Here is a 16,518-nt window from a genome sequence, read left to right on the forward strand (position 1 = left end):
TAGAATAGAGAACAGTAAAAAAGGAGGCCAAAACTAGCCACCTTTTAAATACTTAATATCTTCTCCTTCCAGAAGATGAAGGTATATTCATCTCATCACGATATTTTGCAACTGTTCTTCTTGAAATCTTTATATTTTTCTCTTTTAATATATTAGCTATTTTTTGGTCACTCAGTGGCTTTTTAGGATTCTCATTATCTATTAACTCTTTTATCATTGATTTAATACTGGTAGATGAAACCTCTCCACTTCGGCTAGACAAACCACTTGAGAAAAAATACTTTAATTCAAATAATCCCCTCGGTGTCTGCATATACTTCCCATTTACAGCTCTACTAACTGTGGATTCGTGAACCCCAATATCTTCTGCAATATCTTTTAAGACTAATGGTTTTAAAGCTTTATTCCCCTTTTCAAAGAAATCTTGTTGAAACTTTACAATAGATTTGGCAACTTTATATATAGTCATTCTTCTTTGCTCAATGCTTTTAATAACCCACATTGAAGAATTCAGCTTTTCTGTTAAAAATTTCGATATGTTTTGGTCCTTAGCCTTTTTTAACAGCTCTTTGTAATACTTGCTTACCATTAACCTTGGTGCTGTTACATCGTTTACAATTATTACATACTCCCCGTCTATATATTCAAGTATTACATCAGGCGTTATATACCTGATATTATCACTTTCATGTGAAAAACCTCTACCAGGCTTAGGCTCTAACGATTTTATTAAATCACAAATTTCTTGAGCTTTTTTCTTACTAATACTTAGTTTTTTAGCCAACTTCATAATTCTATTGTTGCCAATATCCTCTAAATGCCTCTCTACTACTAAATAAGGTATTTTATCCTCTATTCTCCTACTTTTAAGTTGTATAGTTAAGCATTCTTTTAAATTTCTTGCACCTACACCTACAGGGTCAAAGCTTTGAATTATCTGTAAAACCTTTTCAACTTCATCATATGGCACTCCTAGTTGTTTTCCTATTTCCTCGATAGAAGTTATTAGATAGCCGTTTTTATCAATACTATCAATAATTACTTCACCAATATTTTTGTATCTTTCATCAAATATTGACATATTCAATTGAAATAAAAGATGGTCTTTTAGTGTAGTTTTGACCTTCACAAAACTTTCAAAAGATTCTTTTTTTTCATCAGAGTTTTTAGGTTGTCTGTAGCTAATATCATCATATTGCTCAAAATACTCTTTCCAATCTATATCCTCTATTTTATCATTTATCTCATCAATATTCTCTTCTTTTTTATTAATTGTTTCAACTTCTAAAAGAGGATTTTCTTCTATTCGCTGCTCTATAAACTCCTGTAATTCCTGATTGCTAAATTGCAAAATTTGTATAGCTTGTCTTAATTCAGGAGTCATTACTAACTTTTGAGTTTGTTCAAGGTTTAAGTCAAACCCCAGTTTCATACATAACCAACTCCCAATATTACAGATTAGTCAATATTAATTGATATTTTAACATATTTTAAATAATTCTTCTCAAAAGTTTACTAATGCATAATATAAACTTTACCTTTATATTATAAAATTATTTATTACCTACAAATATTATACCAAAAATTTTATTTATTCAATAGAGGTAAAACATTTTCCCTGTGTCCGTAACCGATAATTAGGTGAAATTTAAAATGGCTGAAGGAGATTAAATCCCTCAGCCATTTTATTTTTACACTATTTTATAAATTAGCATTAAAGGTCAAATAAATGCATTATAAAATTTTTAAATAATTATTTTCCACCTTTTTCATAAGGTACACCATCAGCTGCTGGTGCTGTTGCTTTACCGACAAATCCCATAAGTATTAATAAGGTAAGTACATAAGGTAACATTGATAACAACTGAGTTGGTATCTGAATACCTGTACTTCCAAGATAAACAGCAATACCTTGAGCCGCTCCAAAAAGTAGACATGCCCACATTGCTCCCTGTGGTCTCCACTTACCAAAAATCATAGCTGCTAGTGCAATAAATCCATGTCCTGATATAAGAGTAGGTCTAAAATTCGATACTATAGCAAGACTCATAGCAGCACCACCAAAGCCAGCAAATACACCTGATAAAATTACTGCTAAGTACCTTATTTTAAATACATCAATTCCTAAAGTATCTGCTGCCCTTGGATGTTCGCCTACCGCTCTTATTCTTAATCCTAACTTGGTTTTATATAAAACATACCAAAGAACTAACACTAAAATAAAAGCTAAATACACAGTTGCATATTGGTTTAATACTAAATCAAAGAAGGAATTTTCAGCAAACATATTATTAAATGGTCTTGGCATTTTATGGTCAAGGGATATTGGTTTCGTCATAACTGAACCACTAAAGAACATTCTACTTAAGAATAAAGAGATACCCGCTCCTAAAAAGTTAATAGCAATACCAGATACAACTTGGTCTGCTGCAAATGTCACTGAAGCAACTGCATGTAAAAGTGCTAGGACACCACCTGCAATACCTGCTGCTAAAAATGCAAGCCACGGATTTCCAGAATAATAACCTACAGTTGCTCCTATAAAAGCACCAATTGTCATCATACCTTCAAGTCCAATATTTACAACTCCTGAGTTTTCAGAAACTACTCCACCCAAAGCTGTATATATAAGAGGTGTTGAATACATTAACGTAGTTCCTATAATAAAAGCTAAACTATTTAACATTTTTTTCACCTCTTTCCTTAGCAAAAGTCGTAAACACCATCTTAACAAACTTAGGTATAGCAATAAAGAATACGATTGTTCCTATTACTATGTCCACCATCTCTGCTGGTGCATTTAAGGCAAATTGTATGTTAGGACCTGCATATTTAAGGGCACCAAATAAAAGTCCTGCAAATATATTTCCAAAGGCAGTATTACCACCAATAAGAGACACAGCAATACCATCGAATCCATAACCTTCCATTGCAGCTAATTTTGACACACATTCTGTATATCCTGTAACTTGCACAGCTCCAGCTATTCCCGCTAAAGCTCCAGCTATAACCATTGAAGTTACCATACTTTTATCTACATTGATTCCTCCATACTCTGCTGCATATTTGTTAAATCCAACAGACCTTAATTCATATCCTAATGTAGTTTTATTTAATATATACCATACCAATGCAGCTAATAAAATAGCAATTAAGAATCCCCAGTTAACAGGGGCCTTGAAGATATCTTTTAGAATTGGATGATTTGAAAGCCATTGAATTCCTGCTTCTGATTCCTTCCACCCTTTTAATATCATAGTACTTGCTGAATCTAATATCTTATAAGAAGATTCACTTTCTGGTCTTTTAAATCCAGGAAGCATAACTATATAAGTATTTAAATAAAGTGCTATCCAATTTAACATAATAGTAGCTATAACCTCGTGAATTCCAAATTTAGCTTTTAAATATCCTGCAATTCCTCCCCATATTCCTGATGCTATAGCAGCTGTTAAAAACACTACTATCACGTGTATAACTGGAGGAAGGTTTAAAAAGTATCCTATAAGAGTTGCTACTAAAGCACCTATAATAAACTGACCTTCTGCTCCTATGTTGAAAAGACCTGTTCTAAATGCAAAGGTAACCGAAAGTCCAGTCATAATTAACGGTGTTGCATAAATAATAGTCCATGCTATATATTTAGGTTTACTGAATATACCTCTTAAAATAACTCCGTATGCCTCTAATGGATTGTAACCAGCTATTAATAATGCAATAGCGCCTGTGATAAGACCAACTAATACCGAGAACAGCGTGAATGATAGTGAACTAGATATAAGCTTTTCTTTTAAACTAGATTTATTGCTGGCCATCTTGTACACCTCCTCCGGCCATCATTAGACCTAATGTATTTTCATCTGCTTCTTTAGCATCAAGCACTCCTACTATCTTTCCTTCATAAATTACTGCAATTCTATCAGATACATTTAACACTTCATCTAACTCTAACGAAACTAACAGCACGGCTTTATTCTTATCTCTTTGTTCAACTAATGCCTTGTGTACATATTCAATAGCCCCTACGTCAAGACCTCTTGTAGGTTGAGCTGCTATTAATAAATCAGGGTCATTAGTTACTTCTCTAGCTATAATAACCTTTTGTTGGTTACCTCCTGATAAAGCTTTCGCTTTTAAATTCTCATTTTCTGGTCGCACATCGAATTTCTTGATTAATTTTTTAGCAAAGTCTTTAATTTTATTTTCATCCATAATCCCCTTTTTAGAAAAAGGTTCTTTATAGTAATTTTCTAATATCATATTCTCCGCTACTGTAAAATCAAGAACAAGTCCTCTTTTTTGTCTATCCTCAGGTATTGTACCAACTTTACTTTCAATTATCTCTCTAGGTTTTTTACTAGTAATATCCTTCCCATTTATATAGACCTTTCCGCTATCTACTTCTCTTAAACCTGTTATAGCTTCAATAAGTTCACTTTGTCCGTTTCCGTCTACTCCAGCAAGTCCAAGAATTTCTCCTGCCTTAACCTCTAACGATAAACCATCAACCGCATAAATACCACGATTATCTTTAACCTTTAAGTTTTCTAGTTTTAGTACAGTTTCTCCCTTTTCTCTATCTTCTTTATCTACTTTAAAATTAACTTCCCTACCAACCATCTTAGATGCTAACTCTTCTTCCGATGTAATACTTACATCAACTGTATCAATATATTTACCTCTTCTGATAATTGTACAATAATCAGCTACCTGTTTTATTTCTTTTAGTTTATGGGTAATTATAATTATTGATTTACCTTCTTTTGTTAAATTTCTAATTATAACAATAAGCTCTCGTATCTCTTGAGGTGTTAAAACAGCTGTTGGCTCATCTAGAATTAATATCTCTGCACCTCTATATAATGCTTTTAAAATTTCAACTCTTTGTTGCATTCCCACAGTAATATCCTGTATTTTGGCACTAGGGTCTACATATAATCCGTACTTTTCAGAAAGCTTCTTAACATCTTCAATAGCTTGCTTCATGTCCAGTGTCCCTAAAGCTTTAGTAGTTTCTCTTCCAAGTATAATGTTTTCCGCTACAGTAAAGGGTTCTACTAACATAAAATGCTGATGGACCATACCTATACCATGTTTAATCGCTACATTAGGGTCTGTTATATTCACTTTTTTTTCATTAATAAAAATCTCACCCGATGTCGGTTGATACAATCCATATAAAACATTCATTAAGGTAGTTTTTCCTGCCCCATTCTCACCTAATAATGCATGTACTTCACCTTTGTGTACTGTAAGACTTATGTTGTCATTTGCTTTAAAGTCACCAAACATCTTTGTAATATTTTTCATTTCTACAACTCTTTCTTGGAAACGATTGTTATACAATGGAAAAACCTCCTATCGTGTACATATCGAAACAGCTCAGACGAAGTCGTCCGAGCTGTCAGTCAATCATCCTTAATCATTATTCAATGTAGTTATCTATAAACTCATTGTAAGTTGCTTCATTATATGGTACTTCAATTTCTCCATCTATAATTTTTTGCTCTAACTCTTTTACTTCATCTAAGATTTCTTGTGGTACATGCTTATCTGATGTAGGTGCAATTCCAACTGCTCCATCAGCTAAACCATAAACAATTGTTTGGCCACCTGGGAAGTTACCATTTTTAAGCTCTTCAACTATATTATACATACCATTTCCAACTCTCTTCATTGCAGAAGAAATAACATTATCTGGAGCCATGTCATTTTGGTCTCTATCTACACCAATTGCGTATTTTCCTTCTTCTTTTGCAGCCTCAATTACTCCATCACCAACACCACCAGCTGCATGGAATACTATGTCTGCACCATCTCTGAACATATTTTTAGCAATAGTTTTACCTTTAGCTGAATCATTAAATGAATCTGCATATTGTCTTAATACTTCTACATCTGAATTTGCATACTTAACACCTGCATGGAATCCATAATCGAATGCATCAATTACAGCACCTTCTATTCCACCAACAAAACCTACTTTTCCTGTTTCAGTCATTTTAGCTGCTATGTAACCAACTAGGAAAGAAGGTTGTTCTGCTTTGAAAAGAACACATACTACATTGTCTGGAGTATCTTCACCATAAGTAAAATCAACAATACCATATTTTTGATCTGGGTTATTCTTAGCTGCCTCAAATATTGCATCTCCCATTTTATAACCTATACCCCAAATTAAGTCGTTTCCTGCATCTAAAAGTTTTTCTAAGTTTGGTTCATAGTCACCTTCTTGATTTGATTGTGCGTATGAAGCTTTGATTCCAAGTTCTTTTTCAGCTTTTTGAAGTCCTTCCCAAGCTGATTGGTTAAAAGATTGGTCATTAACTCCACCTACGTCTGTTACCATGGCAACTTTTAGTCCAGCTTCTTCTTTGCCGCCTGAACAGCCCACTGCTAACGTTAACACTAAAGTTGCAATTAAAACTAATGATAATACTTTTTTAGCCATAGAAATAAACCTCCCCTTATTTTATATGTTTTAAATAGGTTAATTATATATTCTACACAAAGCGTAGAATATCCTTTATAAAAATACTTTTAATAAAATAATATGTAAATAAAAAACTACCATTACAATTATAGTTTATTTTTGCTCACAATACAAGCTTTTATTTACTGTATGTTAAAAATAAAAACATTTTTCTGTATTTTTTTGCATTAGATTTTAACTATTAGCTAACTTCATAACCTTGTTTGCCTTTACTTAGATAAGAAAAATCCTAGGCTAGGCCTAGGATTTTTAGCAAGGCTCTGACTCTTTCGCCACATATCCTACATTAGATAGAACATTTTTAGCGTTATCTAATTTATCTTCATTAACCATTACAATAGGTCCTGTACAACCCATTCCCGTTTCTGCATAAATACCGTTTTTCCATAATACTCTTACGGCATCTTCTAATTCCATAATATCTATGCCAGAAATCGAACCAGTTACTACCTCCTTTGGTGGTGGCGTAATATCTTCATCTGACTTTTTATCCATTTTTTTATTTTCTTTATTAATCCCCTTTAATATTTCATCAAGTTTGGCACCTTTTGCCTTCTTGAATTCTTCCTTGGCTACATCCAATAAATCTCCCTTAGCTAATTCTGCTGCATATTTAATCGCATTAGCAACTACTGGAGTTCCTGAAGCCCTTGATAGTATTAAAATAACTCTATCATATCCTTCACCTACACCAGGTCCGTATCCGTATCCCATCGCTTCATAACTTCCCCCAGTTGTGTATGAAGATAATATTTTCATTAATAAATTCCCCGTTAATGTATCCGTTATCATTACATCAGGCGTACCTGATAATAAATCATTCCCCCTCATAACAGAACCGCCATCTTTTCTTATTGATTCAGTAAAGTTTATCTCATATCCATTATCATTAAGTTCTTTTAATGCCCTTTCTACTTGTCTTGCGCCATCAACATTTAAAATACCCACAGTTGGATTATCATTACCCATAGCTTTAGCTGTAATTACTCCATATAAGCCGTTCTTAATCATAGCTTCAACTCTATGGGGAGAAGATGTTCCTGTAGTAGTGGCTATATACATTTCTTTTCCTAATCCAGGAGTAATAACCTTACCTACAGTAGAAACTCCTATAGGGAAATTATAATGCATAGTAACCGCACTATCAATTTCTTTATTATCAAGTAATTCTTCCATCTTCTTGTGAGCTTCTTCTTCTGTATTAGCTTCAATTACCTCTAAGTTTGTTTCTACTTTAGGTCCTATTAATACTACCTCTAAAGATGAATTAGTATTTTGAGCCATTTCTGCTCCTCTTACAATATTATCTATACCGTGCTCACTACCTAAAGTAGTAATTCCTACTCTTACCTTTTTGCCAAACTGACCAGTTTCTATTCCGTCGGCGATTTCTTTGAATACCTTGCCAACAAGTTTTTTTACATTATCTGACATATATATCACTCCTACTCATTCATAAGATGTGATGCAAATTCTCTCATAGCTTCTGCAATCAGTTCTCTAATTTTTTCTTCTGATACTGCATTATCTTCTTTAACCTTACCAGTATTCTTTTCAATAACAATTGATACACCATCAAATAAATTAGTCATACGTCCTAAGAATAAACTACCTTTACCAACAATCATAGCTCTATTTATCTCGTTATTTAACATAGCTTCCCTTGCAAATCCTATATAAGGTACTCCTGAAGGTATATGACCTTGAGTAGGTGCCCATCCTGGCATACCATGCTTCTTAACAAAGTCTTTTAATTCTTTTCTGTCTAATTCTTTTCTTTTTACACCTAATGCACCTATCATTTTATAATTTGATGTTGGTACATCTCCAGCTCCTGCTGGCTTAGTTATATCAGGATTTTGCATTTCAACTGAATACTTATCAATATCTGTAATTTTTAATTCGCCTTTGTCTAATGGAGTTGTTATTAAAGAAGTGATAACCGCTTGAGGAGATGAACCTGTTCCTACTGTATGACGTCCAACTAAATCAGTTCTAAGTACTGGGTTTTTACCATCATTTTTACTAATAAGAACAGCGAATCCACCTAAAACATCTTCTAGTATTGGTAAGCCTTTTTTAACGTGGTCTTTACCATTCATACCTAATTTAGCAGAAGCTCCTCCTGCCACAATTACTACGTTTTCATAAACACCAGCTTGAACTAATGAAGCCGCTTCTATTAAAGCATGAGTAGGCGCTGCACAGAAGCCTCTTGTATCTGAACCAGTAGCATTTGAACATCCAGCAATCTCAGCTATAGCCTTAGCAAAGTTTCCTCCACCTCTTTGATTCATGTCTCCACATGCTTCTTCTGAACATTCGATTACATATTCTATTTCTTCTGGATTTATATTATTTTTATCTAATAAATGTAGTAGTGATAATACTCCAGAAGCCTTTACAACCAGATTTTCAAACATAGTATGTGCGTTTAAGTTAATGTCTAAATCATGAGCTCTCTTTACACATCCTACAATTTCTCCATTATTATATATAGCCTCTGCGTGTTGTGTATTTATTAATTTATCAATTTCTTCTTTTTCTTCTCCTTCTTTAAGTTTAGCCACTAAGTCTTCGCTTATAAGAGGATGCTTTGTCAGTTTATCCTTTATAGTATTAGTAAAATTTTTTTCTAATTTTACTAAATCAAATACATCACATATCTTCATTACTCCTATAAACTCATCCTGAGGCATAATTTCTCCAAATTTACCTTCTCTATTCGCTCCTTCTACCTTTTTATCATACCAAGGTAGCTTATATTCCGCTAATTGCTCTGGAGTCATATTACCAATGTATGTTTGATTAGCTGGATAACTAACAACCTCTTCGAAACTACGTAGATGCTTTGGTACCTCTTTTAAATAGTCTGAATTAGGATTTATAGTTTTTTCTGACGTTTGAGTCGTTCCGTTATGTATAACCATATCAGGAGTATGGACTAATACATAACCTGCTCCTTTTACAACTGCATATGACATAGATATTCACCTCCAAAATATTACCTTCACTTGGTTTTTAAAAAGGGTGATATTAATATCACCCTTTTTACTTAGCTTAGTCCTCAAATACAGTTTGACCATCAACCTCTGTTTTAAGTGCTTTTAATGATTTTTCAACTAATTTTCTTCTTAATGCTTTTTCTTCTTTCTTATCTAGGTTTGGATTTCCTAGAGGATGTGGAATAGCTACTGCAGGAACTATTCTGTTAGCTCCTACTGTTAACGATATTGGTACTACTGTACAAACGTGTACAACAGGTATTCCTGCTCTTTCAATCTCTTTTACCATCGTTGCTCCGCAACGTGTACAGGTACCTCAGGTTGATGTTAGGATAACTGCATCTACTCCATCTGCTACTAATTCTTTACCTATTTCGTGAGCATATGCTTTAGCATTTGCAACTGCAGTTCCGTTTCCTACTGTTGTATAGAAATATTTATGAAGCTCTCCTATCTTACCCTCTTTTTCTAAATCCCTTAGTACATCTACTGGAAGAACCCTGTCTGCATCTTCGTTTGCATATACTGGGTCGTAACCTCCATGGGCTGTTTCATGAGTATCTGAAGTTAAATCATTATATTGAGATATGTCATATTTTCCATACTTTGATGCACTAGAAGATTCTATATTGTCTGGATTCCCTTTAGGAACAATTCCTCCAGATGTAACTAAAGCTACTTTGGCCTTGGATAAATCTTTAATTGGTGCATTAGGCTCTACCCTATCAAAATCAGGCATAGGGAATTCAGTAACATACTCTTCACCTTTTAGCTTTTTAACAAGCATTTCTACAGCTCTTTCAGAACCTCTTTTTTCTGTAAAATAATTCTTTCTTATGCCCCTTGGTATATATTTTTCCTCATCAGGAGTACCAATTTCTTCACCTTTTGCTAATTTAATAGCAAATGGTGCCATCGATTTAATAGCTCTTCTCATTCCAGCAGCACTATTTTTAGTTTCAATTATATAAACGCTTTTCTTGAACATATCTGCTCCTGGATTTTCTGGATACATACCAGTTAAAACAGGTATACCAAGTTCACTATTCACGGCATCACAAATAGTACCACAAGCTACTCCATATCTTCCTGCATTAAATGCTGGTCCTGCAATAAATATATCTGGGTCGTATTGTTTTACCATATCAAGTATCTTAGCTTTAGCTTCTTCTATGTTTTCATTAAAATAAGAGTCACCACAGATAATTGTTGCTACAATTTCTGCTTCTCCTTTAAAGCGCTTATTAAATTCCATACCCGGTCCAACTACGCCTTCTCTTACTTCTGGCTTATAGTCAGCTTTTTCTTCTCCGCCTATTCCTGCAAAGAATTGATTTATATAATGGACAACTCTAATTTTACTCATTGTTTCCCCCCTCTCTCATTTCCGGGTGCTATTATATTAATCATCAAATTTACAAAATTCCTCTCTTATATCAGTCATTTCTTCAATAATTTCATCCACTTCAAGCACCATTTCCATCATACCTATTTGCTCATCAAAAACATCAGGGTCAACTTCATCCTTGAATTGTGGTTCAACTGCGTGATATACTCTAAGTCCTAACTGGACTCCTGCCAATGGACCTGCAAATGTAGGGTCTCCAGCTGTAACTGTTTCAGCAGCAAGTCCTGCTGCTTCAGCTTCTGCTGCTCCTAAGATAACTACTATATTTTCAGCACCATGCTTTTCAGTTAGTTCTTTAACCCTTTTTTGATTTTCTAGGTCCATTGCTCCTGCGGCAGTTCAGACAAAACACTCAGTAGATGAGAAAACTACTTCAGCTTCTGTTGTTTTTAAACATTCTTCTATAGCTGGCCCAGGGATTCCATCTCTATCCCCAATTACTATGACCTTTTTACCGTCTAGTAATCCCATATTCACACTTCCTTTCTTTTTATTTTCATAATATTTTTCACTTTATTTCTAATAAAATCACATAAGCGAAAATTTTGAATTTTTATTTTGTATTTTAAATTTTGAATCTTAAATTTATTCTAGTAGCCTTTTGCACTTAGTTTATTGAATCCCAATTCGTTAGTAGCCCCTGTTATAGCTTGTAATTCTACAACTATTGAGCCATCTTCTTTTAAACTTCCTTCAAAACCACCTGCAATTTTATTAGCTGTTTGTACATGACCTATAATCTTGTCCATAGGTGGAAGCTCAATAATTTCGTTTGCATTACCCCCTGTTACAACTGCATCTGCTTTAGGGTCAGCATCTGCAAGTGATTGTGAGGCACCATCTCTTCCAGCGTACTCATCAGTAACTATAACTGTCTTAATTCCTTTTTCCTCTATCTTCTTGCAGTTCATTATTAAGTCTGTATCTGGGTTACCAAACCCTTCTTGAGATATGATTACACCATCTACTCCTATATATTCTGCTAGGTTGGATGTCCAGTTAGAAGAACGTTCTTTATCTGCTAAATAAACGTTCTCATTAGTAATAATCATACCTACAAAGTTTATTTCTTTACCATGCTTTTTATATAAATCATGAATAATAGGATTGTTTAAGTGGTGATACGTAGTATTTTTGTCACATGCTGAAACACAGTTACCACTAATTATAGCTCCATCCATAACTTCTGTTGGACTTATCAAAGTAGGTAAAGTTTGTTTAGCATCAACACCATATACATAAGTATCATGTAACAAACCTTGACTTTGTAGCATTTGCACATATGCTACCTTAGGTAAATCTGGATACTTCTCTATACTCTTTAGAAGTGGTAATGATTCATAAGTTTCAATTTCATCTGGTTCAATATCCTTAGCTGCTTTACCTAAATAAACAGCTGTTTTTAATCCAGCCATTCTAACAGCCTTTTCATGCTCGTGCTGCTCTAAGTCATCTACTGGTTCACAAACTAATACCACATTGTTTAATTTTGAAAATGGAGTGTAGTCTGCTCCAGGTCCTGTCATGTCTATTATACCTTCCTGGAAGCCAACAATCTTACCAGTAGTTACAACTGCTGCGCCTTTTAAAACATTAGTTCTACCGGAACCTACAGTATCAACTTTTGAAATTACTCCAGGGAATACTCCACCTGGACCTTCAACTTTCACTCTAGGTTCGATAACATCTTTAACTGGTGCTATTCTTATGCTATCTCCTGGTTTAGCTAGCTCAACATCAACACTTTTTAAGTGTTCGTCTTCACTAACTAAGTCAATTATTTCTTGCTTGTTTACATACAATATGCCATTTTCTACTTTAGTTTCTTTTCCAAACTGCACATCTTTAATATTGATTTTACCTAACTCTAGGCGCACGACCTCACCTCCTCTAAATATTAAAAATATATTGAATGTTATGGATATTTATAGTCTTACTCTAGGTAATATAAATTATTACCTAGAGTAATTTGCTAAATGTATTTTTTTATCATTTCTTCTACATTTTCTGGTGTAGCATCATCTTTAACTAATTCATCAACTTTTTCTCCATCTTTATAAATAGCTATTACAGGTAATCCTAATATACCTTGCTTAATTGCTAATCTTCTAGCTTTTGCTGTGTTAAGTTTGCAAAACTTCATATTATCTCCATATTTTTCTGAGAACTCTTCAATGTGAGGCATAAGAGCTTTACAAGGCTCACATCCATCTCCATAGTAATCAACTAAAACATACCCTTCAGCATTTAATACTTCCTCTTCAAAAGTCTTTTTGTCTACTTGTAACATAAATATCACCCCTCATTTTTATTTTTTCTCTAATAGAATTTGAAGGTTGTAAATTTTTTAACATTAAATGTTAAAAAAATTTTTACCTTATACGGAGGCAAATACCTCCGTATAAGCTAACTTCAATTTCTACCAGAGTTTACTCGTCAAAATTATTATCAATATATTTCTCTGCTTGTACTGCAGCTATTGCACCATCGGCAGCAGCAGTTACAACTTGTCTTAAAGGCTTAACTCTACAATCTCCAGCTACAAATACTCCTTCAACATTAGTTTTCATATTATCATCTGCAATAATGTATCCTCTTTCATCCATAGCTATTACATCCTTAAATACTTCTGTTTGAGGCATATAGCCTATGAAAATAAATATACCAAATGTTCCATCTTCTTCATTAGCCACAATTTCAGTTTCTTCTCCTGTCTCTCTATTTCTTAGTACCATAGCTTCAACTAGTCCATTACCCTTTATCTCTTTTACTTCAGAATTCCAAATGAAATCAATTTTCTCATTTTTGAAAGCTTTTTCTTGAATTAACTTAGCAGCTCTTAATTGGTCTCTTCTGTGTACTATAGTTACTTTACGTGCAAATTTTGTTAAGAAAAGAGCTTCTTCTACAGCTGCATCTCCTCCACCTATTACATACACATCAAAGTCAGTAAAGAATGCTCCATCACATGTAGCACAATAAGAAACGCCTTTACCAGTTAGTTCTTTTTCACCAGGGCAATTTAACAACCTTGGTTTAGCTCCTGTAGCTATAATTACAGATTTAGCTTTATACTCTCCTTTTTGTCCTCTAACTACTTTTATCTTGTCTGAAAAATCAACTTCCGTTATATCATCACTTATTCTTTCTGCTCCAAATTCTTCTGCTTGTTCAACCATTCTTGCTATTAACGTAGGCCCTGTAGCTTCTCTTATTGAACCTGGATAGTTTTCTACTTCATTAGTAGTTACTATCTGACCTCCAGTTCTTTGTTTTTCAATAATAAGAGTTTTTAAAGTTGCTCTACCTGCATATATTCCAGCAGATAATCCAGCTGGACCTGCACCTATGATTACAACATCATAAATGTTTTCCATATATTTCACCCCTCGCTATTTTTTAATGATTATAAATTCTCTCTTATGTAATTTACCCACTATAACATCAGTTTAAAACAATTATTTAATATTGTCCTTAAGAGTTGGTTCTATTAAAGATAAATCTATTACTTGAAAATCTCTATTTATCCTTTCATTCCACTCTGGTGTCTTTTGATTTTTTAAAAACTTTAATGCTGTTTCTATACTACTTTCAATTATCATAAGTGACTCCATATCTAAATCTGATGTATCTTCTGATATCATCACTGTCTTATATGGAGTTTCATTTGGTTTAACACTTCCAGATAAAGGATGAGTAAGTATTTTACAGCCTTTATGTACTTTATCTCTAACCTTTTTCAAAATATCTATATATGATTCAGGATAATATTCTATATCTATTTTACCTTCATATTTCTCTTTTATTAATGGATTGTTAGTAACTAGTATCCTTCTCATTTTGTCATCCCCTAATCAGGAAAAGGTTTTTATGGTTTCGACATGTTTTCCGGCAATTCGAAATTTTCTGCATATGTAACTCTAAAAAAACAGAGTAAAGACCCCTATTAGGTGCCTTCACTCTGTTTTTAACCTGAGAGATTCTTCTTATACAAGAATTGCTCCTTCGGTGCTTAAAGCTTTCCAGAGTTTTGTCAAAATGCGGTCCTTTTGCCTGAGAGTTTCATTACTAGTCGGCACAACCAATAACTTACTCCTTCGGCGCCCATATAGGGTCTCTCCCGCATTTCTCATCCAAACACGTATATTTATTTGTCTCTTCATCTATTATTATAATATATAATTTTGTCTTTAACAACAAAATTTACAAATATAAATTTTTTGTCATATTTTTATTTAATCTATTTTTATAAGCTCATAATCTCTAGCACCTAAACCTATTTGTTCACCGTACTCTAATATTCTTTCAGCATTAATATGTTCATGTACTCCTTTGAATTTATCTTTACCAGGTTCAAAGTTTTTCTTTAACTCACTATTCTTATTTCCCATCTGCTGATTAATCAAATCCAAACTTGCTTGGTCTATTGCAACTGGATCAAAGGATGCAACTATTCCTATATCGCTAACTATAGGAACATCACTCCAAGGTACACAATCACATAATGGTGTTACATTCATAATAAAATTAATATAAGCTACTTTATCTTTTTTATTAATTAAAGAACCATATGCATATTCAGCCATTTTTTCTAAAAATGTATCATGGTCAGTCTTCCATTGTACCTCTATTGCTCTCTTTGGACATACTGTTATACATTCTCCACACCCTATACATATTTCAGGGTCAATTACTGCTTTACCATTCTCCATACTTATAGCATCTACAGGACAATTTTTAGCGCACATAGTACAGCCTATACATTTTTCTTCTATTACTTTAGGTTTTGCATCAGAATGCTGCATTTGTTTTCCTGAAGCCGTTGCACAACCCATAGCTAAGTTCTTAATAGCTCCTCCAAATCCAGCCATCCCATGACCTTTTACATGGGAAAGTACTATCATAGAATTAGCACGATAAATATCTCCTGCAATTTTTACCTTTTCAAAATGTTTTTTATTAACTTCAACTTCTACAGAATTTTTACTGTATATACCATCAGCTATAATTATAGGAGCGTTTACAACAGCATATGCATAGCCGTTTTCAATAGCAGTAGTAATATGATCCACGCTATTAGTTCTACTTCCTGTATATAACGTATTTGTATCAGTTAAAAAAGGTTTTACTTCACTTTCTTTAGCTTTATCTACTATTTGTCTAACAAATACGGGATGAATAAAAGCATTTGACCCTTTTTCACCAAAATGAAGCTTTATGGCTGTAATATCATCTTCTGTTAAAATATTTTTTATTCCAGCCTTATCGTATAATCTTCTTAACTTGTTTTGAATATTATCTCTTTTCCTAGTAGCCCTTAAATTAATAAAATAAACCTTACTACTCAATGGCTCCACCACCCTTTTTATATGTAATTAATACATTATCAGTATTTCCTTTAAATTTTATTATATATTCAAATATGATTTTTCTCAACCAAAGCAACTAAAGCTACTTTTAGGTGCTATGTACTTAATATTGGATACTAAGAAAAATTGGTCAAGCTACTCGCATCTCGCCTTTCACTATTATCTATTATCTAAATACTTTTCTAATCGAGTAGGAGGTAGATAATTATTTTATCTACCGACCTCTCACACCACCGTACGTAC

Annotated in this window: 14 protein-coding genes and 1 riboswitch; all 14 genes read right to left on the bottom strand. The window is 33.4% G+C overall.

Features of this window, described 5'->3' with window-relative positions; all coding sequences use genetic code 11:
• Positions 1 to 52 precede the first annotated feature (52 nt).
• The 14 genes from rpoN to L21TH_RS11755 all read right to left on the bottom strand — a co-directional run bounded on the left by rpoN (position 53) and on the right by L21TH_RS11755 (position 16,254).
• Complete coding sequence (gene rpoN, locus L21TH_RS11685; RefSeq protein WP_006316645.1) at positions 53 to 1,432, bottom strand: RNA polymerase factor sigma-54; 1,380 nt, start codon at positions 1,430 to 1,432, stop codon at positions 53 to 55.
• Positions 1,433 to 1,753: 321 nt separating this feature from the next.
• Positions 1,754 to 2,686, bottom strand: coding sequence for an ABC transporter permease (locus L21TH_RS11690; RefSeq protein ID WP_006316646.1), 933 nt, complete (start codon positions 2,684 to 2,686; stop codon positions 1,754 to 1,756).
• Positions 2,676 to 3,815 carry an ABC transporter permease gene (locus L21TH_RS11695; RefSeq protein ID WP_006316648.1) on the bottom strand — a complete coding sequence of 380 codons (1,140 nt, stop codon included), beginning with the start codon at positions 3,813 to 3,815 and terminating at the stop codon, positions 2,676 to 2,678. The genes L21TH_RS11690 and L21TH_RS11695 overlap by 11 nt, the downstream gene beginning before the upstream one ends.
• Positions 3,802 to 5,310, bottom strand: coding sequence for an ABC transporter ATP-binding protein (locus L21TH_RS11700; protein WP_034430066.1), 1,509 nt, complete (start codon positions 5,308 to 5,310; stop codon positions 3,802 to 3,804). Before L21TH_RS11700 ends, L21TH_RS11695 begins: the two co-directional genes overlap by 14 nt.
• A gap of 115 nt (positions 5,311 to 5,425) precedes the next feature.
• Positions 5,426 to 6,451 (bottom strand): BMP family lipoprotein, encoded by a 1,026-nt coding sequence (locus tag L21TH_RS11705; RefSeq protein ID WP_006316650.1) that lies wholly within the window; start codon positions 6,449 to 6,451, stop codon positions 5,426 to 5,428.
• A gap of 291 nt (positions 6,452 to 6,742) precedes the next feature.
• Positions 6,743 to 7,927: a glycine/sarcosine/betaine reductase complex component C subunit alpha gene (gene grdD / locus L21TH_RS11710; RefSeq protein WP_006316651.1), complete on the bottom strand. Its 1,185-nt coding sequence runs from the start codon at positions 7,925 to 7,927 to the stop codon at positions 6,743 to 6,745.
• An 11-nt stretch (positions 7,928 to 7,938) separates the two neighbouring features.
• Entirely contained in the window at positions 7,939 to 9,477 is a 1,539-nt protein-coding gene (gene grdC / locus L21TH_RS11715) for a glycine/sarcosine/betaine reductase complex component C subunit beta (RefSeq protein WP_006316652.1), read from the bottom strand.
• 76 nt (positions 9,478 to 9,553) lie between these two features.
• Positions 9,554 to 10,864, bottom strand: a complete 1,311-nt coding sequence (grdB, locus tag L21TH_RS11725) for a glycine reductase complex selenoprotein B (RefSeq protein WP_006316653.1) — start codon at positions 10,862 to 10,864, stop codon at positions 9,554 to 9,556.
• A 36-nt stretch (positions 10,865 to 10,900) separates the two neighbouring features.
• A complete protein-coding gene (grdA, locus tag L21TH_RS11730; RefSeq protein WP_006316655.1) occupies positions 10,901 to 11,377 on the bottom strand; it encodes a glycine/sarcosine/betaine reductase complex selenoprotein A in 477 nt (158 codons plus the stop codon).
• A 119-nt stretch (positions 11,378 to 11,496) separates the two neighbouring features.
• Positions 11,497 to 12,783: a glycine/sarcosine/betaine reductase component B subunit gene (locus L21TH_RS11735; protein ID WP_006316656.1), complete on the bottom strand. Its 1,287-nt coding sequence runs from the start codon at positions 12,781 to 12,783 to the stop codon at positions 11,497 to 11,499.
• Between the two features lie 95 nt (positions 12,784 to 12,878).
• The gene (trxA, locus tag L21TH_RS11740) at positions 12,879 to 13,196 is read right to left on the bottom strand and encodes a thioredoxin TrxA (RefSeq protein ID WP_006316660.1); all 318 of its coding nucleotides are present in this window, start codon (positions 13,194 to 13,196) and stop codon (positions 12,879 to 12,881) included.
• A 139-nt stretch (positions 13,197 to 13,335) separates the two neighbouring features.
• Positions 13,336 to 14,283: a thioredoxin-disulfide reductase gene (gene trxB / locus L21TH_RS11745; protein WP_006316663.1), complete on the bottom strand. Its 948-nt coding sequence runs from the start codon at positions 14,281 to 14,283 to the stop codon at positions 13,336 to 13,338.
• 81 nt (positions 14,284 to 14,364) lie between these two features.
• On the bottom strand, positions 14,365 to 14,745 hold the full coding sequence (locus tag L21TH_RS11750) for a GrdX family protein (protein ID WP_006316665.1): 381 nt from the start codon (positions 14,743 to 14,745) through the stop codon (positions 14,365 to 14,367).
• Positions 14,746 to 14,937: 192 nt separating this feature from the next.
• Positions 14,938 to 15,039, bottom strand: a riboswitch (glycine riboswitch).
• A gap of 102 nt (positions 15,040 to 15,141) precedes the next feature.
• Positions 15,142 to 16,254, bottom strand: a complete 1,113-nt coding sequence (locus L21TH_RS11755; RefSeq protein WP_006316666.1) for a DUF362 domain-containing protein — start codon at positions 16,252 to 16,254, stop codon at positions 15,142 to 15,144.
• Between the last annotated feature and the right edge of the window lie 264 nt (positions 16,255 to 16,518).

The sequence above is a fragment of the Caldisalinibacter kiritimatiensis genome, from assembly GCF_000387765.1.
GTDB classification, from domain to species: domain Bacteria; phylum Bacillota; class Clostridia; order Tissierellales; family Caldisalinibacteraceae; genus Caldisalinibacter; species Caldisalinibacter kiritimatiensis.